29 protein-coding genes are annotated in these 25259 nt (G+C 59.2%); 22 read left to right on the top strand and 7 right to left on the bottom strand.

Features of this window, described 5'->3' with window-relative positions:
* Positions 1 to 109: 109 nt before the first annotated feature.
* Entirely contained in the window at positions 110 to 592 is a 483-nt protein-coding gene (locus ACNQ0W_RS08695; RefSeq protein WP_045334814.1) for an Hcp family type VI secretion system effector, read from the bottom strand.
* Between the two features lie 207 nt (positions 593 to 799).
* On the bottom strand, positions 800 to 2857 hold the full coding sequence (gene paaZ / locus ACNQ0W_RS08690; RefSeq protein WP_062932657.1) for a phenylacetic acid degradation bifunctional protein PaaZ: 2058 nt from the start codon (positions 2855 to 2857) through the stop codon (positions 800 to 802).
* Positions 2858 to 3142: 285 nt separating this feature from the next.
* On the opposite strand from paaZ, the gene paaA reads away from it, so the two are divergent.
* The 13 genes from paaA (at position 3143) to paaY (ending at position 14336) form a co-directional block, all read left to right on the top strand.
* Positions 3143 to 4072 carry a 1,2-phenylacetyl-CoA epoxidase subunit PaaA gene (gene paaA, locus ACNQ0W_RS08685; RefSeq protein ID WP_023296558.1) on the top strand — a complete coding sequence of 310 codons (930 nt, stop codon included), beginning with the start codon at positions 3143 to 3145 and terminating at the stop codon, positions 4070 to 4072.
* Positions 4073 to 4084: 12 nt separating this feature from the next.
* Positions 4085 to 4372, top strand: a complete 288-nt coding sequence (gene paaB / locus ACNQ0W_RS08680) for a 1,2-phenylacetyl-CoA epoxidase subunit PaaB (protein ID WP_003857353.1) — start codon at positions 4085 to 4087, stop codon at positions 4370 to 4372.
* 8 nt (positions 4373 to 4380) lie between these two features.
* Complete coding sequence (gene paaC / locus ACNQ0W_RS08675) at positions 4381 to 5127, top strand: 1,2-phenylacetyl-CoA epoxidase subunit PaaC (protein ID WP_015570597.1); 747 nt, start codon at positions 4381 to 4383, stop codon at positions 5125 to 5127.
* An 11-nt stretch (positions 5128 to 5138) separates the two neighbouring features.
* Positions 5139 to 5636 carry a 1,2-phenylacetyl-CoA epoxidase subunit PaaD gene (paaD, locus tag ACNQ0W_RS08670; RefSeq protein ID WP_003857347.1) on the top strand — a complete coding sequence of 166 codons (498 nt, stop codon included), beginning with the start codon at positions 5139 to 5141 and terminating at the stop codon, positions 5634 to 5636.
* Positions 5637 to 5643: 7 nt separating this feature from the next.
* A complete protein-coding gene (gene paaE, locus ACNQ0W_RS08665) occupies positions 5644 to 6714 on the top strand; it encodes a 1,2-phenylacetyl-CoA epoxidase subunit PaaE (RefSeq protein ID WP_062932658.1) in 1071 nt (356 codons plus the stop codon).
* Positions 6711 to 7478, top strand: a complete 768-nt coding sequence (paaF, locus tag ACNQ0W_RS08660; RefSeq protein WP_062932659.1) for a 2,3-dehydroadipyl-CoA hydratase PaaF — start codon at positions 6711 to 6713, stop codon at positions 7476 to 7478. The genes paaE and paaF overlap by 4 nt, the downstream gene beginning before the upstream one ends.
* Positions 7478 to 8266 carry a 2-(1,2-epoxy-1,2-dihydrophenyl)acetyl-CoA isomerase PaaG gene (gene paaG, locus ACNQ0W_RS08655; protein WP_090278260.1) on the top strand — a complete coding sequence of 263 codons (789 nt, stop codon included), beginning with the start codon at positions 7478 to 7480 and terminating at the stop codon, positions 8264 to 8266. The genes paaF and paaG overlap by 1 nt, the downstream gene beginning before the upstream one ends.
* 1 nt (position 8267) lies before the next feature.
* On the top strand, positions 8268 to 9692 hold the full coding sequence (gene paaH / locus ACNQ0W_RS08650; RefSeq protein WP_062932660.1) for a 3-hydroxyacyl-CoA dehydrogenase PaaH: 1425 nt from the start codon (positions 8268 to 8270) through the stop codon (positions 9690 to 9692).
* Positions 9682 to 10104 carry a hydroxyphenylacetyl-CoA thioesterase PaaI gene (gene paaI, locus ACNQ0W_RS08645; RefSeq protein ID WP_023300032.1) on the top strand — a complete coding sequence of 141 codons (423 nt, stop codon included), beginning with the start codon at positions 9682 to 9684 and terminating at the stop codon, positions 10102 to 10104. Before paaH ends, paaI begins: the two co-directional genes overlap by 11 nt.
* On the top strand, positions 10104 to 11309 hold the full coding sequence (pcaF, locus tag ACNQ0W_RS08640) for a 3-oxoadipyl-CoA thiolase (protein WP_023296563.1): 1206 nt from the start codon (positions 10104 to 10106) through the stop codon (positions 11307 to 11309). Before paaI ends, pcaF begins: the two co-directional genes overlap by 1 nt.
* 26 nt (positions 11310 to 11335) lie before the next feature.
* Positions 11336 to 12652 (top strand): phenylacetate--CoA ligase PaaK, encoded by a 1317-nt coding sequence (gene paaK / locus ACNQ0W_RS08635; RefSeq protein WP_022648028.1) that lies wholly within the window; start codon positions 11336 to 11338, stop codon positions 12650 to 12652.
* A 133-nt stretch (positions 12653 to 12785) separates the two neighbouring features.
* Positions 12786 to 13721 carry a phenylacetic acid degradation operon negative regulatory protein PaaX gene (paaX, locus tag ACNQ0W_RS08630; RefSeq protein WP_032103751.1) on the top strand — a complete coding sequence of 312 codons (936 nt, stop codon included), beginning with the start codon at positions 12786 to 12788 and terminating at the stop codon, positions 13719 to 13721.
* A 9-nt stretch (positions 13722 to 13730) separates the two neighbouring features.
* Complete coding sequence (paaY, locus tag ACNQ0W_RS08625; RefSeq protein WP_062932661.1) at positions 13731 to 14336, top strand: phenylacetic acid degradation protein PaaY; 606 nt, start codon at positions 13731 to 13733, stop codon at positions 14334 to 14336.
* Between the two features lie 42 nt (positions 14337 to 14378).
* On the opposite strand, the gene ACNQ0W_RS08620 is transcribed toward paaY, so the two are convergent.
* Entirely contained in the window at positions 14379 to 15014 is a 636-nt protein-coding gene (locus tag ACNQ0W_RS08620; protein ID WP_417933186.1) for a helix-turn-helix domain-containing protein, read from the bottom strand.
* Between the two features lie 202 nt (positions 15015 to 15216).
* Between ACNQ0W_RS08620 and ACNQ0W_RS08615 the strand changes: the two genes are divergently transcribed.
* Entirely contained in the window at positions 15217 to 17193 is a 1977-nt protein-coding gene (locus tag ACNQ0W_RS08615) for an alkyl/aryl-sulfatase (RefSeq protein ID WP_062932663.1), read from the top strand.
* A gap of 57 nt (positions 17194 to 17250) precedes the next feature.
* Here ACNQ0W_RS08615 and ACNQ0W_RS08610 read toward each other — a convergent pair whose 3' ends face one another.
* Positions 17251 to 18003 carry a hypothetical protein gene (locus tag ACNQ0W_RS08610; RefSeq protein ID WP_062932664.1) on the bottom strand — a complete coding sequence of 251 codons (753 nt, stop codon included), beginning with the start codon at positions 18001 to 18003 and terminating at the stop codon, positions 17251 to 17253.
* Between the two features lies 1 nt (position 18004).
* On the bottom strand, positions 18005 to 18202 hold the full coding sequence (locus ACNQ0W_RS08605) for a hypothetical protein (protein WP_003857318.1): 198 nt from the start codon (positions 18200 to 18202) through the stop codon (positions 18005 to 18007).
* A gap of 259 nt (positions 18203 to 18461) precedes the next feature.
* Here ACNQ0W_RS08605 and ACNQ0W_RS08600 point away from each other — a divergent pair, with 259 nt between their 5' ends.
* The 8 genes from ACNQ0W_RS08600 to ACNQ0W_RS08565 are packed head-to-tail and all read left to right on the top strand — an operon-like array spanning position 18462 to position 24342.
* Positions 18462 to 18896 (top strand): nuclear transport factor 2 family protein, encoded by a 435-nt coding sequence (locus ACNQ0W_RS08600; protein ID WP_062932665.1) that lies wholly within the window; start codon positions 18462 to 18464, stop codon positions 18894 to 18896.
* Positions 18893 to 19612 carry an SDR family NAD(P)-dependent oxidoreductase gene (locus tag ACNQ0W_RS08595; protein WP_062932666.1) on the top strand — a complete coding sequence of 240 codons (720 nt, stop codon included), beginning with the start codon at positions 18893 to 18895 and terminating at the stop codon, positions 19610 to 19612. The genes ACNQ0W_RS08600 and ACNQ0W_RS08595 overlap by 4 nt, the downstream gene beginning before the upstream one ends.
* Positions 19609 to 20868, top strand: a complete 1260-nt coding sequence (locus ACNQ0W_RS08590; protein ID WP_062932667.1) for an NAD(P)/FAD-dependent oxidoreductase — start codon at positions 19609 to 19611, stop codon at positions 20866 to 20868. Before ACNQ0W_RS08595 ends, ACNQ0W_RS08590 begins: the two co-directional genes overlap by 4 nt.
* Position 20869: 1 nt before the next feature.
* On the top strand, positions 20870 to 21592 hold the full coding sequence (locus tag ACNQ0W_RS08585) for a DUF1365 domain-containing protein (RefSeq protein ID WP_049110378.1): 723 nt from the start codon (positions 20870 to 20872) through the stop codon (positions 21590 to 21592).
* Positions 21589 to 22809 (top strand): SAM-dependent methyltransferase, encoded by a 1221-nt coding sequence (locus tag ACNQ0W_RS08580; protein WP_062932668.1) that lies wholly within the window; start codon positions 21589 to 21591, stop codon positions 22807 to 22809. Before ACNQ0W_RS08585 ends, ACNQ0W_RS08580 begins: the two co-directional genes overlap by 4 nt.
* Positions 22806 to 23291: a DUF2878 domain-containing protein gene (locus ACNQ0W_RS08575; protein WP_062932669.1), complete on the top strand. Its 486-nt coding sequence runs from the start codon at positions 22806 to 22808 to the stop codon at positions 23289 to 23291. The genes ACNQ0W_RS08580 and ACNQ0W_RS08575 overlap by 4 nt, the downstream gene beginning before the upstream one ends.
* Positions 23288 to 23812: a hypothetical protein gene (locus ACNQ0W_RS08570; protein WP_062932670.1), complete on the top strand. Its 525-nt coding sequence runs from the start codon at positions 23288 to 23290 to the stop codon at positions 23810 to 23812. Before ACNQ0W_RS08575 ends, ACNQ0W_RS08570 begins: the two co-directional genes overlap by 4 nt.
* Positions 23809 to 24342, top strand: coding sequence for a DUF3833 domain-containing protein (locus ACNQ0W_RS08565; RefSeq protein ID WP_062932671.1), 534 nt, complete (start codon positions 23809 to 23811; stop codon positions 24340 to 24342). The genes ACNQ0W_RS08570 and ACNQ0W_RS08565 overlap by 4 nt, the downstream gene beginning before the upstream one ends.
* Here ACNQ0W_RS08565 and ACNQ0W_RS08560 read toward each other — a convergent pair.
* On the bottom strand, positions 24339 to 24797 hold the full coding sequence (locus tag ACNQ0W_RS08560) for a DMT family transporter (RefSeq protein ID WP_003857305.1): 459 nt from the start codon (positions 24795 to 24797) through the stop codon (positions 24339 to 24341). The genes ACNQ0W_RS08565 and ACNQ0W_RS08560 overlap by 4 nt on opposite strands.
* Before the next feature lie 4 nt (positions 24798 to 24801).
* Entirely contained in the window at positions 24802 to 25236 is a 435-nt protein-coding gene (locus ACNQ0W_RS08555; RefSeq protein WP_003857304.1) for a DMT family transporter, read from the bottom strand.
* Positions 25237 to 25259: the final 23 nt, after the last annotated feature.

Below are 25259 nucleotides of genomic sequence, written 5' to 3'. Positions count from 1 at the left end.
GAGGGGCCACCATGAAATCGCGCTATTACCATGTGGCTAACCACGTCCACGCCAGGTGGTGCAAAGGATGCAATATTATAGGGTGTTGAATAGGAAGGAGTGCGCATATTTAACGCTCAGCCCAACAGTCTGCAAACTGTATATTACCATCGCAATATGTCCATGTTATTTTATCATAGCGTAGCTCCACGACTTCAAGATGATTATGTTTTTCTTTCATCGGGTCTTTAATGTCATGCATCAATGGCGTGACGGAAACGACGCGAATATTATCGAGACGCATATTGTAATATTCTACTTCCTGCCCGGCGTCATTAATGCGATACCACCTGAACTCAGCCGTTTTAAGGGTTTGGCCAGTCGCAACGGCTTTCATCAGGTAAGGGGAGGAGGAATCGATTTCTTTTTGAAACACGACTGGGGCATGGTTACGTTTGCTGGTAATTTTCCCGGTCAATGGATCGGTTGGGAGGCGAAGATTGTGTGTAAAGCCAGTGACCTCAATGCTTCCCTCGCGGTAACGAACATCCACCGAGCCTGTAATTTTTGCGCCACCATCGTCAGTTAAGAAAAGGTAAACAGGAATTGCCATAGTCTGTTAATCATCCATGTAATTTAACGCGGGAATATTCCCGGCGCTAAATAATAACCATGCTGACTACATGGTCAATTTGCATAGTGTTTCCGGTTGTTACTTATCCAAACCAGGCAGACTGGATGGTTTGATTAATCAAAGCCAACCAGTCCCTGTTTTACCTTCCGCTGATTTTGATGCGCTCAAACACTCGAGGCAGCAAGGTTAATGCCATTGCTTTGATTCAAAGTCACCCTGCTGGCGCGCCACCAGCGTCAGGATGGAGTAGAGCGCCACGGCCTGCTGGTGCTGGTTGAAGATCTCCACCGCCCATTCCACCACGCCGGTGGGTTTTTCCTCGGCAGTGCGCTGTTTCTTGAGCGTTTTACGTTTACAGGTCAGGCGCACCTGAATGGTATCGCCCGGCTTGACCGGCTCGATAAAGCGCAGGTTTTCCATGCCGTAGTTGGCAATAACCGGCCCAACCCCGGCATCGACAAACAGCCCCGCCGCGGCGGAAATCAGGAAATAACCGTGTACCACGCGCTCGCCAAAAATCGACTCCGCCGCGCCAATTTTGTCCATATGGGCGTAGAAATGATCCCCGCTCAGGCAGGCAAAATTCACGATATCCGCTTCCGTCAGGGTACGACGCGGGGTCAGCAGGCTGTCGCCCGGCTGTAACTCCTCGAAGTATTTACGGAACGGATGAACGCGATCTTCCTGCACCTCCGCGCCACGGACCCACTGTTTACCGATCGCGGCGAGCATGGACGGGCTGCCCTGAATGGCCGTGCGCTGAAGATAGTGCTTCACCGCGCGCAGGCCGCCCAGCTCTTCGCCGCCGCCCGCACGTCCCGGACCACCGTGCACCAGCTGCGGCAGCGGTGAACCGTGGCCGGTAGATTCTTTCGAGGAGTCCTGGTTGAGGATCTGAATACGTCCGTGGGCGCGCGCGGCCCCGGCAATAAACTGCCGCGCCACGCGGGTATCTGCCGTAACCAGCGTTCCCGCCAGGCTGCCGCCGCCCGCCCGCGCCAGCTGCATGGCGTGTTCGGTGTTGCGGTACGGCATCAGGGTGGCGACGGGGCCAAAGGCTTCGGTGGCGTGAACGGCCGGGGTTTCGTCCGGCTGCGGGCAGAACAGCAGGGTGGGCGGGAAGAATGCGCCAGCCGCCTGCAAATCAGCTTTACCACCCAGACGGATCTGGCAGCCCGCGGCAAGCAGATGATCGACTTTTTCCTGCACGTCAGCACGTTGCTCACTGTTGACGAGGGCCCCCATCTTCACCCCGTCCTGGGCCGGATCGCCGACGACCACTTTCTCCAGCCGCGCAATCAGCGCCTGGCTGACGGCGTCAACCTGCGCTTCCGGCACGATGATGCGGCGGATGGCGGTACATTTTTGCCCGGCTTTGGCAGTCATCTCGCGCACCACTTCGCGAATAAACAGTGCAAACTCCGGGTGTTCCGGCGTCACGTCCTCACCCAGCACGCAGCAGTTGAGAGAATCTGCTTCCATGGTAAATGGAATGGAATGCGCGACGATATTCGGGTGGACGCGCAGACTCTGCCCGGTGCTGGCCGATCCGGTAAACGTTACCACGTCCTGGCTGTCGAGCTGGTTCAGCAGATCGCCCGCGCCACCGCAGATCAGGCTGATGGCGCCGTCGGGCACCAGTCCGCTCTCGACGATCGCTTTCACCATCGCCTGAGTCACCTGCGCGGTGGCGGTGGCGGGCTTGATGATGGCGGGCATCCCGGCAAGCCAGGTGGGCGCGAGCTTTTCCAGCATCCCCCAGCACGGGAAGTTGAACGCGTTGATATGCACCGCCACGCCGGATTTCGACGTTAACACGTGACGTGCCGCAAAGCCGCCTTCCTTCGATAGCGGGATCAGCTCATCCTCCGGCCACAGGGTATCGTCCGGCAGCTCACGGCTGCCGAGGCTTGCGTAGGTGAAGAGGGTGCCGATACCGCCTTCAATATCCACCCAGCTGTCGGCCTTCGTCGCGCCGGTCTGGGCTGACAGGGCATAAAAGCGATCCTTCTGGCTCAGCAGATGTTTGGCCACCGCCTTCAGCATGGCGGCGCGCTCGATAAAGCTCATTGCGCGGAGCGCTTCTCCGCCGTGTTCAATGGCGTAACGGCGCGCGGCCGCCATATCCAGCCCTTCGCTGGTCACTTCATATAGCGTTTCCCCGCTGATGGCGTGGGTGATGGTGCGCTCGCGGCCCCGGCCCGATTGCCAGGTGCCGGACAAGAAGCTGGCTAACTGCTGCATTTCTTCTCTCCAGATGTTTCGTAATTTCACTATCAATAGTTTGATCGTGAATCATAAAAATCAAGCTGAGTTTTAATGAATTGTTAACGTTGTGATCTGTATTGCTTAGCCTGACAACCCGAAAGCCTTGTGTCATCGGCCTTTCATGAAAAGGCTTGCGAGCGTCGTCACAAAATAAACAAACGCTTCTTGGGGTTATATTTAACCTTTGTGTAACTTTTAAGAAACCAAATGATTCACCATTTTGCTATTTGTGGTGATTTAACGAATCACAAAGGTGGTTATGTGACGCAAGAACAACGCTTTGAGCAACGCATCGCACAGGAGACGGCCATCGAGCCGCAGGACTGGATGCCGGATGCCTACCGCAAGACGCTGATCCGCCAGATTGGACAGCACGCCCACTCTGAGATTGTCGGCATGCTGCCGGAAGGAAACTGGATCACCCGCGCGCCGACGCTGCGCCGGAAAGCCATTCTGCTGGCGAAGGTGCAGGATGAAGCCGGACACGGCCTGTACCTCTACAGCGCGGCGGAAACGCTGGGCTGCGCCCGGGAGGACATTTATCAAAAGATGCTCGACGGCAAGATGAAATACTCCTCCATCTTCAACTATCCGACCCTGAGCTGGGCCGATATCGGGGTCATTGGCTGGCTGGTGGACGGGGCGGCCATTGTGAACCAGGTGGCGCTGTGTCGTACCTCTTACGGCCCGTATGCCCGGGCGATGGTGAAAATCTGTAAAGAAGAGAGCTTCCACCAGCGTCAGGGTTTTGAGGCCTGCATGGCGCTGGCGCAGGGCAGCGAAGCCCAGCGGCAGATGTTGCAGGACGCCATCAACCGTTTCTGGTGGCCCGCGCTGATGATGTTCGGACCCAACGACGACAACTCCCCAAACAGCGCACGCAGTCTGGCCTGGAAGATCAAACGCTTTGGCAACGATGAGCTTCGCCAGCGCTTCGTGGACAACACGGTGCCTCAGGTGGAGATGCTCGGTATGACCGTGCCGGACCCCGACCTGCGTTTCGATGAAGCGAGCGGCCACTACCGCTTCGGCGAAATCGACTGGCAGGAATTTGACGAAGTGATCAACGGGCGCGGGATCTGCAACCACGAACGTCTGGCCGCAAAACGTAAAGCCTGGGACGACGGCGCATGGGTGCGTGAAGCCGCTCTGGCCCACGCGGAAAAACAACGCGCCCGCCAGGCCGCATAAGAGGAATCAACCATGAGCAATGTTTACTGGCCGTTATACGAAGTTTTTGTCCGTTCGAAGCAGGGGCTGTCGCATCGGCATGTGGGCAGCCTTCACGCTGCCGACGACCGCATGGCGCTGGAAAACGCGCGCGATGCCTATACCCGCCGCAGCGAAGGCTGTTCCATCTGGGTGGTGAAGGCGAGTGAAATCGTCGCTTCCCAGCCGGAAGAGAGCGGGGAGTTTTTCGATCCGGCGGAAAGCAAGGTCTACCGCCATCCGACGTTTTACACCATCCCTGATGGCATCGAGCATATGTGAGGTTGGGGATGAACAACGTATCTGCTTATGCCCTGCGTCTGGGCGACAACGGTCTGGTGCTCTCACAGCGTCTGGGCGCCTGGTGCGGCCACGCGCCGGAGCTGGAAATTGACCTGGCGCTCGCCAATATCGGCCTTGATCTGCTCGGGCAGGCGCGCAATTTCCTGACCTACGCCGCTGAACGGGAGGGTAAGGGCGATGAAGACACCCTGGCCTATGGCCGCGATGAGCGTCAGTTCCGCAATCTGCTGCTGGTGGAACAGCCAAACGGCAGCTTCGCCGACACCATTGCCCGTCAGTATCTGATGGATGCGTGGAACGTGGCGCTCTACGAGCGGCTGATCCACAGCAGCGACAGTCAGCTTGCCGCCATCGCGGCAAAAGCCATTAAGGAGGCGCGCTATCACCTGCGCTTTAGCCGCGGCTGGCTGGTGCGGCTGGGGGACGGAACAGAAACCTCCGCACAAAAAATGCAACAGGCGGTGGATAGCCTGTGGCGCTTTACGGCTGAACTGTTCGACGCAGACGACGTCGAGCTGGCGCTGATTGATGACGGCGTGGCGGTTGATCCGCGCGACCTGCGGGACCCGTGGGAGCGCGAAGTGTTTGCTGGCCTGGCGGAAGCCACCCTCCGCGTGCCCGAAGAGGTGGCGTATCGCACGGGCGGCAAGAAGGGGCTACATACCGAACACCTCGGACCGATGCTGGCAGAGATGCAGTATCTCCAGCGCGTTTACCCCGGCCAGCAGTGGTAAAGGAGGAGGCCATGCAACGCCTTGTCGACATCGCGCCTGCACAAATCCCGCAGATTTGGGCGCTGTTAAGCCAGATCCCCGACCCGGAAGTGCCGGTGCTGACCATCACCGACTTAGGCATGGTGCGCAGCGTGAAGGCGCAGGGGGAAGGCTGGGTCATTGGCTTCACGCCAACCTATTCGGGCTGTCCGGCAACGGAGCATCTGTTGGGGGCGATCCGCGAAACTCTGACCGGGAACGGCTTTAGCCCGGTACATATTGTGCTGCAACTGGAGCCCGCCTGGACCACCGACTGGATGACCGACGATGCCCGCAGGCGCCTGCGTGAATATGGCATCAGCCCGCCTGTCGGCCATAGCTGCCATGCCCACGTTCCCGCGGAGGTGAGCTGCCCGCGCTGTGCGAGCACCGATACCTCGCTTATCAGTGAATTTGGTTCCACGGCCTGCAAAGCGCTCTACCGCTGCAATACCTGCCGTGAGCCCTTCGACTATTTCAAATGTATTTGAGGCTGCCATGACAACGTTTCATTCATTAACAGTGGCAAAAGTGGAACCCGAAACCCGCGACGCGGTGACCATTACCTTCGCGGTGCCGCAGGCGTTACAGGAGGCGTACCGCTTCCGTCCCGGTCAGCATCTGACCCTGAAAGCCAGTCCTGGCGGGGAGGAACTGCGCCGCTGCTACTCCATCTGCCGGAGCACCGCGTGCGGTGAGATCAGCGTGGCGGTCAAAGCCATCGAGGGCGGACGTTTTTCCCGCTATGCCCGGGACGAGATCAAACCGGGCATGGCGCTGGAGGTGATGGTGCCCCAGGGGCATTTTGGCTACCAGCCGCAGGCCGAACGCGAAGGCCATTATCTGGCGATTGCCGCCGGGTCCGGGATCACCCCGATGCTGGCAATTATGTCCGCTACGCTGGCCACTGAAGCCCACAGCCACTTCACCCTGATTTACGGCAACCGCAGCAGCCAGAGCATGATGTTCCGCCGGGCGCTGGCGGACCTGAAAGATAAATACCCGCAGCGTTTGCAGCTGATCGCCATCTTCAGCCAGGAGACGCTCGACAGCGATCTGCTCCATGGCCGCATTGACGGGGAAAAGCTCCAGGCGCTGGCAAAAACGCTGGTGAATTTCCGCCAGTACGATGAAGCCTTCATCTGCGGCCCGTCGGCGATGATGGACGAGGCCGAAGCGGCACTAAAAGCGCTGGGTATGCCGGAAAAAGCGATCCATCTTGAGCGCTTTAACACGCCGGGTACACCCGTTAAACGGACTGTCAGCGTGCAGGCCGACGGGCAGAAGGTCACCGTCCGCCAGGACGGGCGCGACCGTGAAATCACCCTGACGGCGGACGACGAAAGCATTCTTGATGCCGCCCTGCGTCAGGGGGCGGATCTGCCTTACGCCTGCAAGGGCGGCGTATGCGCCACCTGCAAATGCAAAGTGCTGCGCGGAAAAGTCGATATGGCGACCAACTACAGCCTGGAGCCGGACGAGCTGGCCGCAGGCTATGTGCTGAGCTGTCAGGCGCTGCCGTTAACCGCCGACGTTATCGTCGATTTTGATGCGAAGGGGATGGCATGAGCGAACTGATTGTCACCCGTCATGGCCGCGTGTTGCAGCTGACGCTTAACCGTCCGGCGGCGCGCAACGCGCTCAACAATGCGCTGCTCCTGCAAATCGCGGAGCAGCTTGAGGCCGCCGCCGCGGATGCTGAGATCGCCGTCTGTGTGATTTCCGGCAACGAACGCTGCTTTGCCGCCGGGGCCGATCTCAACGAAATGGCGGAGAAAGACCTGCCCGCCACCCTGAACGATATCCGTCCGCAGCTGTGGGCGCGGATCAACGCCTTCACCAAACCGATGATTGCCGCCGTGAACGGCTTCGCGCTGGGGGCAGGCTGTGAACTGGCGCTGCTCTGCGATGTGGTGATTGCCGGCGATAACGCCCATTTTGGCCTGCCGGAAATCACCCTCGGGATCATGCCGGGCGCAGGCGGCACCCAGCGGCTGATCCGCAGCGTGGGTAAATCGCTGGCCAGCAAAATGGTGCTGACGGGCGAAAGCATCACGGCGGTTCAGGCGCACAGCGCCGGGCTGGTCAGCGACGTCTACCCGGCCTCGCTGACGCTGGAGTACGCCCTGAAGCAGGCGGCGCTGATGGCGCGCCACTCGCCGCTGGCGCTACAGGCGGCGAAGCAGGCGCTTCGCCAGTCGCAGGAAGTCCCGCTTCAGGCCGGGCTGGCGCAGGAGCGTCAGCTGTTTGCGCTGCTCGCGGCCACCGACGATCGCCGGGAAGGCATCAACGCCTTTTTACAAAAACGCACCCCAGACTTTAAAGGACGCTAATTGTGGAATTTATTCTGAGCCATGTTGAGCAGGGCGTAATGACCATTACGCTGAACCGCCCGGAGCGCCTGAACAGCTTTAACGACGTCATGCACCAGCAGCTTTCCGAATGCCTGAAGCAGGCCGAGCGCGATGACGCTATCCGCTGCCTGCTGATCACCGGGGCAGGACGCGGTTTCTGCGCCGGGCAGGATCTTAACGACCGTAACGTGGACCCGAACGGCCCCGCGCCCGATCTGGGCATGTCCGTTGAGACTTTTTACAACCCGCTGGTGCGCCGCCTGGCAAAACTGCCGAAGCCGGTGATTTGCGCGGTTAACGGCGTGGCGGCGGGCGCGGGGGCCACGCTGGCCCTCGGCTGCGACATGGTGATTGCGGCGCGCTCCGCCAGTTTTGTGATGGCCTTCAGCAAGCTCGGCCTCGTCCCGGACTGCGGCGGCACCTGGCTGCTGCCGCGCGTGGCCGGACGCGCCCGCGCCATGGGGCTGGCATTGCTTGGCGATAAGCTCAGCGCCGAGCAGGCACAGGCCTGGGGAATGATCTGGCAGGTGGTGGACGACGAGCAGCTCTCCGCCACCGCACAGCAGATGGCGCTGCATTTTGCCTCGCAGCCGACCTTTGGCCTGGGCTTGATCAAACAGGCAATCAACGCCGCCGAAACCAACACTCTCGACGCCCAGCTTGATCTGGAGCGCGACTATCAACGTCTGGCCGGACGCAGCGACGACTACCGGGAAGGCGTCAGCGCGTTCCTGGCAAAACGCGCGCCGAACTTTACGGGGAAATAAGATGGTGAATATCCATACGGTCGCCGTCATTGGCAGCGGCACCATGGGCGCCGGGATTGCCGAAGTGGCAGCCAGCCACGGTCATCCGGTTCTGGTGTACGACATTGACGCAGCGGCGATTTCCCGCGCCGTTGACGGCATTCGCCAGCGGCTCTCCTCACGCGTTGCGCGTGGAAAACTCTCTGCTGACGCCGGGGAACAGATCCTCGCCCGCCTGACGCCGGTGACGACTATCAGTGCTCTGGCGAAAGCCGATCTGGTGATCGAGGCGGCCTCCGAGCGGCTTGAGGTAAAAAAAGCGCTGTTTACCCAGCTGGCAGAGGTCTGCCCGCCGCAGACGCTGCTTGCCAGCAATACCTCGTCCATTTCCGTTACCGCGATTGCGGCGGAGATAAACCACCCTGAACGCGTCGCCGGGCTGCACTTCTTCAATCCTGCCCCGGTGATGAAGCTGGTGGAAGTGGTCAGCGGACTGGCGACCTCTCCCGAAGTGGCCGATGCGCTGTGCGAGCTGGCGCTGAGCTGGGGAAAGCAGCCGGTACGCTGCCAGTCCACGCCGGGGTTTATCGTCAACCGCGTGGCGCGCCCGTTCTACTCGGAAGCCTGGCGCGCGCTGGAAGAGCAGGTGGCAACGCCCGAGGTGATCGACGCCGCCCTGCGAGACGGCGGGGGCTTCCCGATGGGGCCGCTTGAGCTGACGGACATGATTGGTCAGGACGTCAACTTTGCCGTGACCTGCTCCGTGTTTAACGCCTTCTGGCAGGAGCGTCGTTTTCTGCCGTCGCTGGTGCAGCAGGAGCTGGTGCTGGCCGGGCGTCTGGGTAAGAAAAGCGGGCAGGGCGTTTACCGCTGGCAGGAGGAGAAACCCGCCGTCAGCTGGCTCGCCCCGGTCAGCGACAGCTTCAGCCCGATGCGAGTACAGCGAAGAAGTGACGGTGTCACGGAAATTGACGATCTGTTGCTGATCGAAACGCAGGGTGAAACCGCGCAATCGCTGGCGTTGCGCCACGGCTGCCCGGTGGTGGTAGTCGACCGCATTGAGCGGGATGTGGCCGTGATAGCCGCCGCGCCCGGCAACCCGCACGCCGCCACGCAGAAAGCCATTTACTGGTTGCAACAGCAGGAGAAACGGGTGGTACAGATTGCCGATTACCCCGGCCTGCTGGTCTGGCGCACGGTAGCGATGATTGCCAACGAAGCGCTGGACGCTTTGCAAAAAGGGGTCGCCAGCGAGCAAGACATCGATACCGCCATGCGCTTAGGGGTCAACTATCCCTGCGGCCCCATCGCCTGGGGTGAGCGCCTTGGCTGGCAGCGTCTGTTAACGCTGTTGGAGAACCTGCAACGTCACTACGGCGAGGAACGCTATCGCCCCTGTTCACTGCTGCGCCAGCGTGCGCTTCTGGAGAGTAGCTATGAGTCATAACGCCTGGCATAACGCCCGCGCGATGTACGAACGGGACGCCTGCGCGCAGGCGATGGGGATGGACATTATCGAGATGGGCGAGGGCTACGCGGTGGTAACCATGACCATCACCCCGCAGATGCTCAACGGGCATAAAACCTGCCACGGCGGACAGCTGTTCTCGCTGGCCGATACCGCCTTTGCCTACGCCTGCAACAGTCAGGGGCTGGCGGCGGTGGCCTCAGGCTGCGCCATCGATTTTCTGCGTCCGGGCTTTGCCGGAGATAAGCTCACCGCCACCGCGCGGGTGAAGCATCAGGGCAAACTGACCGGCGTCTACGACATTGAAATTCAGAACCAACAACAGAAAACCGTCGCTCTTTTTCGCGGGAAATCGCACCGCACTGGCGGCAGTGTGACAGGAGAAGCCTGATGCGTGACGCATTTATTTGTGAGGGGGTGCGTACCCCGGTCGGTCGCTACGGCGGAGGATTATCCAGCGTGCGTGCCGATGACTTAGGGGCCGTGCCGCTGCGTGCGCTGCTGGCGCGTTACCCGCAGCTCGATCTGGAGCGCATAGATGACGTGATCTTCGGCTGCGCGAATCAGGCCGGGGAGGATAACCGCAACGTGGCGCGCATGTCGGCGCTGCTGGCCGGGCTGCCGCAGACGGTATCCGGCACCACCATTAACCGTCTGTGCGGCTCCGGTCTGGATGCCATTGGCTTTGCGGCGCGCGCCATCAGAGCCGGGGATGGCGATCTGCTGATCGCCGGTGGCGTCGAATCCATGTCCCGTGCGCCGTTCGTGATGGGCAAAGCCACGGCGGCGTTTCAGCGTCAGGCGGAGATCTTCGACACCACCATCGGCTGGCGATTTGTGAATCCGCTCATGCATCAGCAATACGGAACTGACAGCATGCCGGAAACGGCAGAGAATGTAGCGGAATTGTTAAATATAAGCCGTGCCGATCAGGACGCATTTGCCCTGCGCAGTCAGCAGCGCACCGCGCGGGCGCAGCAGAATGGCGTTCTGGCGCAGGAGATTATCCCGGTACAGGTGGCGGGGAAAAAAGGCGCGGTAACGGAAGTGAGCGTGGACGAGCATCCGCGCGCCGAAACCACCCTGGAACAGCTTGCCGCGCTGAAAGCCCCGTTCCGCAAGAACGGTGTGGTGACGGCGGGAAACGCCTCTGGCGTCAACGACGGGGCGGCGGCGCTGATTATCGCCAGCGAGCCGATGGCGCTTGCCCAGGGGTTAACCCCGCGCACCCGCATTGTGGCCATGGCGACAGCGGGCGTCGAGCCGCGCCTGATGGGATTAGGCCCGGTGCCCGCCACCCGCAAGGTGCTGGAGCGTGCCGGACTCAGTATCACCGATATGGACGTCATTGAGCTTAATGAAGCCTTCGCCGCACAGGCGCTGGGCGTGCTGCGTCAGCTGGGCTTGCCGGATGACGCGGAGCATGTCAACCCGAACGGCGGGGCGATCGCGCTAGGTCATCCGCTGGGAATGAGCGGTGCCAGACTGGCGCTGGCCGCAAGCAATGAATTGCACCGACGCGGCGGGCGCTACGCGCTGTGTACGATGTGCATCGGTGTGGGTCAGGGCATTGCCATGATCCTTGAGCGTGTTTGAGCGAACAATAATGTGAGTACCCTGCGATGATAAATACAACAAAGCTTGATCCGATCGAAACCGCGTCCATTGATGAATTGCAGGCGTTGCAGACCGCGCGCCTGAAGTGGACGCTGAACCACGCCTACAACAACGTTCCGATGTACAAACGCAAGTTTGATGCTGCGGGCGTTCACCCTGACGACTTCAACGAGCTGGCGGACCTGCAAAAATTCCCGTGCACCACCAAGCAGGATCTGCGCGACAACTACCCCTTCGATACCTTTGCGGTGCCAATGGAGCAGGTGGTGCGCATCCACGCCTCGTCGGGCACCACCGGAAAGCCGACCGTGGTGGGGTATACCCAGAATGATATCGACAACTGGGCCAATATCGTCGCCCGTTCCCTGCGCGCCGCCGGGGGCAGCGCGAAGGATAAAATTCACGTCGCCTACGGTTACGGGCTCTTCACCGGCGGGCTGGGGGCGCACTACGGTGCCGAGCGTCTGGGAGCGACGGTGATCCCGATGTCCGGCGGCCAGACGGAGAAGCAGGCGCAGCTGATCCGCGATTTCCAGCCGGATATGATCATGGTGACGCCGTCTTACTGCCTGAACCTGATAGAAGAGCTGGAGCGTCAGATGGGCGGCGATGCCAGCGCCTGTTCCCTGCGCGTCGGCGTGTTTGGCGCCGAGCCGTGGACGCAGGCGATGCGCCGCGAAATTGAAAAACGGCTGGGCATTACCGCGCTGGATATCTATGGTCTCTCCGAAGTGATGGGGCCGGGCGTGGCAATGGAGTGTCTTGAAACCGCCGACGGCCCGACCATCTGGGAAGATCACTTCTACCCGGAGATCGTCAACCCGAATGACGGCACGCCGCTGGCCGACGGCGAGCAGGGTGAGCTGCTGTTCACCACGCTGACCAAAGAGGCGCTGCCGGTGATCCGCTACCGCACCCGCGACCTGACGCGCCTGCTGCCGGGCACCGCACGCACCATGCGCCGGATGGATCGCATCAGCGGGCGCAGCGACGACATGCTCATCATTCGCGGGGTTAACGTCTTCCCGTCACAGCTGGAAGAGGAGATCGTTAAGTTCGAACACCTTTCGCCGCACTATCAGCTGGAGGTGAACCGCCGCGGGCATCTTGATTCACTTTCGGTGAAGGTCGAGCTGAAACAGAGCAGCTTAACGCTGACCCATGAACAGCGCTGTCAGGTCTGCCATCAGCTGCGTCATCGGATTAAATCGATGGTAGGGATCTCGACCGACGTGATGATCGTGAACTGCGGCAGTATACCGCGCTCCGAGGGTAAAGCCTGCCGGGTGTTTGATTTGCGTAAAGTGGCAGCCAACGGTTGAATTTCCCTCACCCCAGCCCTCTCCCAAAGGGAGAGGGTGTATGAAGTTCCCTTTCCCTTTGAGAGAGGTTTAGGGTGAGGGTACACCCCAGATTCGTATGCTATGATTCATCCAGGAAAAAAATAACAACAGAATGAATCACATGAATAAACTTGATGCCTTTATCCAGCACGCGGTCAGCTCTGTTCCCGTCAGCGGAACGTCGCTTATCTCCTCGCTTTATGGCGACGCGCTTTCCCATCGCGGCGGAGAGATCTGGCTCGGCAGCCTGGCGGCTCTGCTGGAAGGGATGGGTTTCGGCGAGCGCTTTGTGCGCACCGCGCTGTTTCGCCTCAACAAAGAGGGCTGGCTGGACGTGTCCCGCATTGGCCGCCGCAGCTTTTACCGTCTCAGCGACAAGGGGCTGCGTTTGACCCGCCGCGCGGAAAATAAAATCTACCGTGCGGAACTGCCGGCGTGGGATGGTAAATGGCTGCTGCTGCTTTCCGAGGGGCTGGATAAAACCACGCTCGCGGACGTGAAAAAACAGCTCATCTGGCAAGGGTTCGGCACGCTGGCGCCGAGCCTGATGGCCTCGCCGTCGCAGAACCTGGCGGACGTGCAGTCTCTGCTGCATGACGCGGGCGTGGCGGAAAACGTCATTTTCTTTGAAGCCCATTCGCCGCTGGCCTTGTCACGCGCGGCGCTACGATCCCGCGTGGAAGAGTGCTGGCAGCTGACCGAACAAAACGCGATGTACGAAACGTTTATCAACTCGTTCCGTCCGCTGCTGCCGCTGCTGAAAGAGGCGCCGCCTGAGGATTTGACCCCGGAACGCTGCTTCCAGATCCAGCTGTTACTCATTCATTTTTATCGTCGCGTGGTGCTGAAAGATCCGCTGTTGCCGGAGGAGTTACTCCCTGCGCACTGGGCGGGCCAGAGCGCGCGACAGCTGTGTATTAATATCTACCAGCGCGTGGCGGCGGGAGCCCTGGCGTTTGTCAGCGAGAAGGGGGAAACCTCCGTGGGCGAGCTGCCCGCTCCCGGCACGCTTTATCACCAGCGTTTTGGTGGTCTGAATATCACATAAGGAGAGGGTATGCCTGTTTATCAAATTGATGGTCTGACGCCGGTCGTGCCTGAAGAGAGCTATGTTCACCCGACCGCGGTGCTGATTGGCGACGTGATCCTCGGCAAAGGCGTTTACGTGGGTCCCAACGCCAGCCTGCGCGGTGATTTTGGCCGGATCGTGGTGAAAGACGGCGCGAACATTCAGGATAACTGCGTGATGCACGGTTTTCCGGAGCAGGACACGGTGGTGGAAGAGGACGGGCATATCGGCCATAGCGCGATCCTGCACGGCTGCATTATCCGCCGTAATGCGCTGGTGGGGATGAATGCGGTCGTGATGGACGGGGCGACGATCGGCGAAAACAGCATCGTCGGGGCGGCGGCGTTTGTGAAGGCCAAAGCGGAGATGCCTGCGAATCACTTAATTCTTGGCAGTCCGGCGAAAGCGATTCGTGAGTTAAGCGCGCAGGAAATAGCGTGGAAAAAGCAGGGCACGCGGGAGTATCAGGTGCTGGTGGAGCGCTGTAAGCAGACGCTGCATCAGGTGGAGCCGCTGCGGGAAGAAGAGCCCGGACGCAAACGGCTGGTCTTTGATGAGAACTTACGGCCCAAGTCGGCTGGCCGGGATAAATAAGGCCGTTCGTTCCCACATGTTGCTCAAGGCGTGAAGATGAGCTTAATACGCTTCCGGCAGGGGCCGGTCAATCGACACCAGCTTTCCGCGCTTCATGGTGATATAGCCCCCGGCTTTGAGATCTGCCAGCACGCGAAAGACATGGGTGCGTGACAGGTTAGTGCGCTTAATGATAAACAGCGCCAGGCCCTCATTCTCTCCCGTGTGGGTCTCCTGCCGATAGAGATAGCGGTACAGCATCGGTTTGATGGTCTGGTAGCTGGTGACCTGCCTGCGTTCATTGTGCAGGTCGATGGTGAAAATGGACATGTAGGTCAGTATGGTGGCCAGCGCCTGCATACGCTCAGACCCGCCCTGGAAAAATATCTGGTCGAAGTCGGCCCAGGCTATTCTCACCAGCTTCACCTTCGCACTGCTGCGATATTCATACTTCGCCAGTGGACAATACCTTTCCATTAACCCTATCGGCATATACTCGATAGTATTGCCAATATTTAGGCCATCATCAGGCATTAATATCGTCAGCGACCCTTCAGTACAAAAATAGATATAGCCAGGCTCGACGGTGAATTTTTTATTTGCGGCAACGGTTAAGGCCTCGCCTTTACAAAGCATGTGCGGAAAGAATTGCCCAATATTGAGTTGCTGATAATAGGTATGGATATCCTGGAAATTCACGCTAAGCCTCTCCCCGCAACGTCTGCCGTGGTAGCGAGTATAGCAGCAATAGCCTCCGGATTACGAACCCATAAATAACCAGTCCCATATGGGACTATGATGGGAAAGTATTCTGATTAGAATGGTCGTCAATGAGTTCGCATTAAAATTATCCGCCAACAGTAAATATCCAGGCGGCGCAATTAATCTATGAGGCCATTCAATGAAATTAACTCTAATCGCTAAACATCTGGCGCTGGCCGGTGTGTTGACGTCGCTGTCGCTTTCCGCGTTTGCGGAAGTACAGCCGCAGGATGCCACTGCCACAACCCGACAGGCAAATAACGCCCTGTATAACAAATTACCGTTTGCCGATAAAACCGACTTTGAGAACGCCCATAAAGGCTTTATCGCCCCGCTGCCGCAAAACATGATTAAAGGCGAGCAGGGGAACGTTATCTGGAACCCGGCGAAATATGATTTCGTGAAAGAGGGTGAAAAAGCCCCGGATACGGTAAACCCGAGCCTGTGGCGTCAGTCACAGCTGATCAACATTGGCGGGCTGTTTAAGGTCACCGACGGCGTGTATCAGATCCGTAATCTCGATCTCTCCAACATGACCATCATTGAAGGTGAGAAGGGCATCACCGTTATCGACCCGCTGTTAAGCGCTGAACCGGCGAAAGAAGCGCTGGATCTCTACTATGCAAACCGCGGCAAGAAACCGGTCGTCGCTGTGGTGATCACCCACAGTCACGTCGACCACTACGGCGGCCTGCGCGGTGTGGTTGACGAAGCCGACGTGAAGTCCGGCAAAGTGAAGATCTACGCCCCGGAAGGCTTTATGAAAGAAGCGGTTTCCGAAAACATTATGGCCGGGAATGCGATGAGCCGCCGTGCGAGCTATATGTACGGCAACCTGCTGAAGCCGGATGCAAAAGGCCAGGTGGGGGCGGGTCTTGGCACCACCACTTCTGCGGGTACGGTTACTCTGATCCCGCCGACCAACTACATTACCCATACCGGCCAGCAGGAAGTGATCGACGGGCTGACCTACGACTTTATGATGGCGCCGGGCTCAGAAGCCCCGTCCGAAATGCTGTGGTATGTCAAAGAGAAGAAAATGATCGAAGCCGCAGAGGACGTGACCCATACCCTGCACAACACCTACTCCCTGCGCGGCGCGAAAATCCGCGATCCGCTGGCTTGGTCTAAGTACATCAACGCCGCCATTGAGCGCTGGGGCGCGGACGCGGAAGTGATTATTGCGCAGCACCACTGGCCGACCTGGGGCAACGAGAATATCGTCAAGCTGATGAAAGGCCAGCGCGATATGTATCGCTACATCAACGACCAGACCCTGCGTATGGCAAACAAGGGGCTGACCCGCGACGAGATCGCCGCCGAGTTTAAACTGCCGGAATCGCTGGAAAAACAGTGGGCGAGCCGCGGTTACTACGGCTCCGTTAGCCACGACGTCAAAGCCACCTACGTGTTTTATCTCGGCTGGTTCGACGGCAACCCGGCAACCCTCGACGAGCTGCCGCCTGAACAGGCTGCGAAGAAGTTCGTGCAGTACATGGGCGGCGCTGATGCCATCATGCAGAAAGCCAAAGCGGATTATCAGCAGGGTAATTACCGCTGGGTGGCGCAGGTGACCAGCAAAATCGTCTTCGCCGATCCGCAGAACGCTGCGGCACGTAATCTGGAAGCCGACGCGCTGGAGCAGTTAGGTTACCAGGCGGAAGCGGGCACGTGGCGTAACTTCTACCTGACCGGCGCGCAGGAACTGCGTAATGGCGTGAAGAAGCTGCCGACGCCGAACACCGCCAGCCCGGATACCGTGCGGGCGATGACCCCGGAAATGTTCTTTGACTACCTGGGCGTACACATCAACGGGGTGCGGGCCGGTAACGCGAAAGCGGTCTTTAACATCGATCTCGGTAAGGATGGCGGCAAATACAAGCTGGAGCTGGAAAACGGCGTGCTGAACCATACCGCCAACGCGCAGGCGAAGGATGCTGACGCAACCATCACCCTGGATCGCACCACGCTGAACAACATCATCCTTAAGAAAGAGACGCTGAAGCAGGCGATGGATAAGGGTGACGTGAAGGTGAGCGGAGACGGCGCGAAGCTGGAAGAGATGCTGAGTTACATGGATAAGTTTGACTTCTGGTTCAATATTGTGACGCCATAAGTTTAGCGTTCATCCTGGTTAATCCTGGCGCCTTATTGCGATAAGGCGCCATTTTTTTCATTCACGCATCGCCAGCGCGCTGGCGCTTGCGGGATCGAACAGCGAAATACTCTCGATCTGATCCAGCATGATCACTTTGCGAAAATCCATGGCGCTTTTGGGCTCTGAATCGAGCGTAATGTCATGCTCGGCATACCATTTGCTGTAGTTATGTTCGATACAGAGCTGCATGTTCTTCCCGTCACGGTAGCCGCTCAGCATCGGAATAAGCACGATATTGGCCGTTTTTTCATACTCCAGCGTGGCGGTATGGATCATGCCAATATAGATCCGCCGCGATTTCAGCGTGACGTGCGCCAGTTCACCTTCCTCCATGCACTGATAGAGCAGCTGTTCAATCCCGCTCGACTGCGCCAGCCGCTTGTACAATCTTTTCCGGCCTTCACCGTCCAGCCGCGCGCTTCCGGCCCAGTTCGAGCGGTAGAGACAAAACAGGATCGCGAAGGCCAGCATCACCACCACCGGGGCCTGAATCCCCAGGAAGCTCCAGTTCATGAAATCAATTTGCCAGTCGGCATATTTTGCTGACGTGAAATGGAACGTGTTATCGGCGGCGGAGAGGGCGAACAACAGCAGCCACAGCAGGCCGGTGGCGATCACCCCCTGAAGAACAAAAATACAGCCATACAGCGCAACAAGAAAATAGACGTCCCAGCCAAAGGATCGCTTGATTTTAAACCGTGTTGAGAGGTCGCGGCTGGTGTACCAGTACCCGCATACCATCAATACCATGAATATTGCCGTTCCCATTTCAGGCCCTCTTCAGCGCGTTGACATGGCGCAGAAAGTCCTGCCGCACCTCATGGCTTTTGTAGTTAACCGAGGCGTTTCCATCCTGATCGATGATGATGCGGTCGCCATCCTCTACGGCTTCGATAATTTCCTGGTGACTCATGACCTGCAACAAGGATTCCGGGCTGGAAAAAAGCGTCATCAGTAAATGTTTCATCGCGTGACATCCTTATGAATTAAAAGGATAAGTCTGGAAGATAAATGGCACCTTTGCCTTAAGGTTATCCTTAAAAAAACGGCACTCTGGCGGCGAAATTCAAATTTTTGCACAAAATGGCTGCGCGAGGTGACATCTCAGGTAATTGATAAATAATAAGAATAAAAAATACATCTGTGCAAACTTGGACAAATAACGTTAATTGTGTAAGTTTAAATTATGCGATTTCGCTACGTTGTTTACACCCAGGATGTGACCCATGAGCACGTTGCCGTCCGTCATCAGTCGGTTCGTTGATTACTACGCCACGCTGGATACCCAGCCACCTTCGGCGCTGGCGGGGATTTATCGCGCCGATGCCACGCTTATCGATCCCTTTGGCGAACACAGCGGGGTGTTCGCGATTCAGCGCTATTTCACCCACTTGCTGGCTAACGTCCAGCACTGTCGCTTTACCGTCGATGCACCGTTGCAGCAGGGCGATCGCTTTGTGGTCACCTGGATGATGCACTGGTCGCACCCGCGTATCGCCGGGGGGGCAATGCGCCAGCTGCCGGGCTGCTCCGTGGTAGACATGCACGACGATCGCATTGTTCGCCAGCGGGATTACTACGATGCCGGAGAGATGATTTACGAACATCTCCCGATACTCGGCTGGGCCGTGCGCGGCGTGAAGCGAAGAGTGAAATCATGAAAACGGTTCTGATCACCGGCGCAAGCTCGGGCATCGGGGCGGGGCTGGCGAAATCTTTTGCCGACGATGGTTACCGGGTGATTGCCTGCGGGCGCGATGCGCAACGTCTGGCAGCCGTGCATCAGCACAGCCCCAACATTACGGTGCGCCTGTTCGATATGACAGACAGGGACGCCTGTCGCCAGGCGCTCGCGGACTGTGCTGCCGACACGGTGATTCTCTGCGCCGGAACCTGCGAATATCTCGACCGCGGCGAGGTGGATGCCGGGCGGGTGGCGCGGGTCATGACCACCAATTTCATCGGGCCGGTAAACTGCCTTGCGGCGTTGCAGCCGCAGCTGGTATCCGGCAACCGCGTGGTGCTGGTCAGTTCGATGGCGCACTGGCTTCACTTCCCGCGAGCCGAAGCGTATGGCGCCTCTAAAGCGGCGTTAACCTGGTTTGCCGACACGCTGCGCCTCGACTGGGAACCGAAAGGGATTGCCGTCACGGTCGTTTCACCCGGTTTTGTCGACACGCCGCTGACCCGCAAAAACGATTTCCCGATGCCGGGCCGGGTCAGCGTAGAGCACGCCGTCCACGCCATTCGTCGCGGTCTGGCAAAAGGGAAGGATCACATCGCGTTTCCCGCCGGGTTCGGCCTGGCGCTGCGCCTGCTTTCCGGCCTGCCCGATGTACTTCAGCGCGCACTGCTGCGCAGGATGGTGCGACCATGAAAATCGCAATTATCGGCAGCGGCATCGCCGGGTTAACCTGTGCCTGGCGTCTCGCCGGACATCACCAGGTTACGCTGTTTGAAGCGCAGGCCACGCCGGGCGGCCATACCGCAACGGTGGATGTCGACACGCCGCAGGGCACCTTTGCCATCGACACCGGTTTTATCGTCTACAACGACCGCACCTATCCGCGCTTCATGGGGCTGCTCAGCGAACTGGGCATCTGCGGGCAAAAAACGCAGATGAGCTTTTCGGTGCACAACCCGCAGAGCGGGCTGGAGTACAACGGGCACACGCTGACGTCGCTTTTCGCCCAGCGACGTAATCTACTCAACCCGGCCTTCTGGACGCTGCTGAAGGAGATCGTGCGCTTTAACCGGCTGGCGAAACAGACGCTCAGGGGCAAAGTCGATGGTTCCGCCACGCTGGAAACGTTCCTGCGCCAGCACGGTTTTACGCCCTTTTTTGCGCGCCACTACATCCTGCCAATGGGGGCGGCTATCTGGTCGTCGTCGCTACAGGAGATGAAACGCTTTCCGCTGCCGCTCTTTTTACGCTTTTTTGAAAACCATGGTCTGCTGGACATCACCCATCGTCCGCAGTGGTACGTGGTGCCAGGCGGCTCCCGGGAGTATATCCGCGCGATGCTGGATACGCTCGGCGATCGCCTGACGCTGCACCTCAACGCGCCGGTCCAGCAGGTTATTCGCCACGATCGTGGGGTTGATATTGCGCGTGAGGGCGTAACAGACACCTTTGATCAGGTGATCTTCGCCTGCCACTCCGCTCAGGCGCTGGCGATGCTCGCCAGCCCAACGCAGGCTGAACGCGAGGTGCTGGGGGATATCGGCTGGCAGCGTAACGAGGTGGTGCTTCACCGCGATCCGCACTGGCTGCCGGTACGCGAACGCGCGTGGGCGAGCTGGAACTACCGCCTCAGCGAGCAGGATCGGGCCAGCGCCTGCGTCACCTACAACATGAATATCTTGCAGGGACTGCCGCCGGGCAGCCCGCTGTTTTGCGTCACCCTCAACCCGGAAACGCCGGTGGAGGAACGCTTCGTGCTGCGCCGCTTTGTCTATGAGCATCCGCTTTTTAACCCGAAAAGCTGGCACGCTCAGGCCCGGCGCGGCGAAATAAACGGTCGCCAGCGGAGCTGGTTCTGCGGCGCGTACTGGTACAACGGCTTCCACGAAGATGGCGTACGCAGTGCGCTGGACGTGGTCAACGCTATCGCGGCCGGGGAGGGCAACTAAGATGAACAGCTGCCTATACCACGGTACATTGCGCCATCGTCGGCTTGCGCCGAAAGCGCACCACTTTACCTACAGCGTGTTTATGGCCTGGCTCGATCTGGATGAGCTGGACGCGCTACCCTCCGTCGGCGTGCGTCGTAACCGCGTTGCGCCCGCGGCATTTTATGATGCGGATTACCCGCTGGGCACGCCGCTCAAAGCGCGTGTCCTTGAGCGTCTGGAATATCTGACCGGCGAACGTCCGGCGGGGCGGGTCATGCTTCTGACCCAGCTGCGCTATTTCGGTTTTCATTTCAACCCGGTCAATTTTTACTACTGCTATGACGGGGAAGACACCCTGCGCTGGGTTCTCGCCGAAGTCCGTAACACGCCGTGGAATGAACGACATTACTACGCGGTAGCGGGGCGGGACGCCCCGCCGACGGAGAAAGCGTTTCACGTCTCGCCCTTTAATCCGATGGATATGATCTATCACTGGCGCTTCAACAGCCCGGACAGCACGCTGCGCATGCATATCGAAAACCATCAGGAGACGAAGGTGTTTGATGCCACCCTGACGCTGCGCCGGGCGCCGCTGACGCGCACGGCGCTGCGTGCGCTGCTGGTGCGGATCCCGTTGATGACCCTCAAAACCGTTTTCGCCATTTACTGGCAGGCGCTCAGGCTGTGGCTGAAGCGCGTGCCGCTGCATAACCATCCCCTCAGCAGGAGTGAACGCTCATGACCAATCCCGTCTTTGCGCTTGAACCCGATATCCCGCGCAACGTCCGCGTCGCGCGATGGCTGCTCTTCCGCCTGCTGAATGGCCTGCGCGGTGGCTCGCTGACGCTGCGTGAAGGCGCGCAGACGTTCCAGTTCGGCGACGCCTCCGCCGCGCTTCACGCTGAGGTGCTGGTACTTGCTCCGGGCGTCTACTGGCGCATTTTAACCGGGGGCAGCCTCGCCGCGGCACAAGCGTGGATGGATGGCGACTGGGAAACGCCCCACCTGACGCCGCTGCTGGAGCTGATTGCGCGCAATAGCCAAATCCTCGGAAAGCTGGAAAAAGGGTTTCGCCTGCTCAGGAAACCGGTGGAACGGCTGCGGCACTGGATGCGGCGCAACTCCCGCGCGCAGGCGCGGGAAAATATTGCCGCCCATTACGATCTGGGCAACGCCTTTTACGCCCACTTCCTGGATGAGCACCTCCTGTACTCCAGCGCGCTGTTTAACGGGGACGAGCAGGATCTGACCGCGGCTCAGCAGGCGAAAATGGCGAGGCTGTGCGACCAGCTGGCGCTCACGGCAAACGATCATCTGCTGGAGATTGGCACCGGCTGGGGGGCGATGGCGGAATATGCCGCCCGTCATTACGGCTGCCGGGTGACCACCACCACGCTGTCGCAGGAGCAGTACCACTGGGCCACCGCGCGCATCGCCCGGGCAGGGTTGCAGGATCGCGTTGAGGTGTTGCTCTGCGACTACCGCGATCTGACCGGGGTTTACGACAAGCTGGTGTCGGTGGAGATGATTGAGGCCGTCGGTCAGCGCTACCTGCCAACATTTTTCCGCACCTGCCAGGCGCGTCTGCGTCCGGGCGGGCGGATGGCGATTCAGGCCATCACCATTCAGGATCAGCGCTATCGCGACTACAGCAAAAGCGTCGATTTTATTCAGCGCTACATCTTCCCCGGCGGCTTTTTGCCCAGCATTACCGCCATGAATGAACTCATGACCCGCCATACCGATTTTGTGGTGCGTAACCTCTTCGATATGGGGCCGGACTACGCCCGCACGCTGGCGCACTGGCGTCAGCGCTTCGTTCACGCCTGGCAGGAGATTGAAAAGCTCGGGTTTGATGACCGTTTCCGCCGGATGTGGCTGTACTACCTCGGCTACTGTGAAGCCGGGTTTAATGCCCGCACCATCAGCGTGGTGCAGTTGACTGCGGAACGCGTATGAAGCGCTACGGGCAGGTATTTCTGCTGGCCATCGGGTTTGATCTCTACTGGACGCTGGTGGTGCTGTTTCGCGAGCAGGGGCTGGTCATCTGGATCGCGCTGGCGGTGCTTGCCTGGCTGTTGTTACCGCCATCATACCGGGGATACGCCCTTGTGCTGGCGGCGTCGGGCGCGCTGCTGGACGCCCTCTGGGCGCTGACGGGGCTGATTGCGTTCACGGGCGCGTCTCTGATGCCGCTATGGATGGTGGCGCTGTGGCTAATGTTTGCCACCGTCTGGACGCAACTGACCCGCACGACCACCTTGCCGGGCTGGTTGCTGACGGTGCTGGCGACCCTGGGCGGGCCGGTGGCCTACCTGATCGGCGAGCGTCTGGGGGCCATTACGTTTCAGGAGCCGACCTTTATCGTCGTCAGCTGGATGTTCCCCGGCTGGCTGGTGCTGATGCTGTTTTTCCACCTGTTAATAGGGAGACGACAATGAGAAAGCGGGTACTGATGCTCGCGTTGTCCGTCTTCACCTGTACCGTGCAGGCGGCAGACTGGCTGAGCTGGCGCAAGGTGGGCGACGCCACTCTCACCTGGGGGCCGTTTACCGTTTATAGCTCTCAGCTTCTGACGCCCGAGGGCCGCTATACAGGGTTAGACGGCGATAATGCGCTGATTATCACCTATGCCCGCGACATCGATGGTGACGACCTGGTTGAGGCGACCCGCGACCAGTGGCAGGCGCAGGGCATTTTGCAGCAGGAGCCGCAGAGTGAAGCCTGGCTGAGGATGCTAAAAGCGCTCTGGCCCGACGTCACGCCCGGCGCGCAGCTCGCGTTTGTGGTTAATAACGGCCAGGGGCAATTCTGGTATCGCCCCACGGCGTCGCAGAAAAAATTTACGCCACTCGGGCCACGCCAGACGGCAGCGTTTAGCTCACGCTTTCTGGCGATCTGGCTCGATCCCCGTACCGAGTATCCTGAACTGCGTCAGCAGTTAATCGGAGGACCACAATGAAACGTTTCCTGTTAATGGCGCTTGCCCTGACGATGCTGGTGGCCGGATGCAGCACCGAGGTGACGGAGTATCGTCAGCAGCAGCCACGGCTTGATATTTTTACTTACTTCCAGGGGAAAACCGAGGCGTGGGGGATGGTGCAGGATCGCAGCGGTAAGCAGATCCGCCGTTTTCACGTCGAGATCGCCGGGGATGTTATCGGCGATACGCTGACCCTGAATGAACATTTTGTCTACGATGACGGCGAGAAGCAGCAGCGCGTCTGGCATATCCGCCGCGTTGGGCAGAATCGCTACGAAGGCACGGCGGGGGATATTGAGGGGGTGGCGACAGGCCAGGCGGCGGGCAATGCCCTTAACTGGCGCTACAGCATGAACGTGAAGGCGGACGGCAAAACCTGGCTGCTGCACTTTGATGACTGGATGTATTTGCAGGACAGCACCCGTCTGTTTAATAAAACCGAGATGAAGAAATTTGGCGTCACCGTCGCCACGGTGACGCTGTTCTTTACCCGCAAAGCGGGCGGTTAATCCTCTTCGGGCTGAGGTTTACTGCTTGAGTAGATGAAGAAGAGCGCAATACTCAGGCAGACGACGGCCCCGAAACGGCTCACTGAAAACGGAATGGCTTCATTGTTCAGCCAGCCAAAGTTATCAATCAGCATGCTCATGGCCAGCTGGCCCAGGATAACCGCTACCGTGGCAACGGCGGTCCCGATGCGCTGCACGGCGAGCACCATAATCACGATATAGGGCACGCCGCACAGGGCCCCCAGAAGCTGCCATTTGGGCACATCCATCAGGCTGACCGCCTGTTTCGGCTCAAAAAAGAAGATCAGCAGGGCGGTCACCAGCGCGCCGACGGAAAACGTCAGAAACGCGCTTTTAAATACCCCCACGCTGCTGCCTAATTGCCCGTTAATAGCAGCCTGAATGCTCAGCGTTGCGCCGCCAATCACCGCCAGAATAATCATAATCACTGTCATAACGTTACCCCTGCGCCACGAGAATGAGCGCGGCGATGATAAATCCCAGCGCAATAATGCGTTTTGTATCGATCCTGCGGTGCGGCGTACCCAGCAGGCCATAGTGGTCGATAATCAGGCTTTTAAAAACCTGGCCTGCCAGAATGCCGATCATCGTCATGGCAATGCCGATCGCAGGCGTGGCAATGGTGAGAATGATGACGTAAACCGGGCCGAGCACGCCGCCCAACAGGTGCCATGAAGGCTGCGCAAAAAATGAGGGACTGTTGCGGGGGCTGAAAAACAGCATCAGCAGAAACGTCAGCCCCGTTCCCACGCTGAATATGCTGAACGCCGCCCACAGGTCGCCCACCTCTGCGCCCAGCGGCCCCAGCAGTCCGGCTTCCACGGACAGCCCCATGCCGCCGGCAATCACCAGTAAAATTAAAATAATGTGCATAACGCTTTTTCTCCTTTTTCCAG

The organism is Enterobacter cloacae complex sp. 6730903, assembly GCF_048283985.1.
GTDB lineage: Bacteria > Pseudomonadota > Gammaproteobacteria > Enterobacterales > Enterobacteriaceae > Enterobacter > Enterobacter hormaechei_C.
The sequence above is the reverse complement of the archived record's forward strand: the minus strand, read 5'-3'. Positions and strand labels throughout refer to the sequence as shown.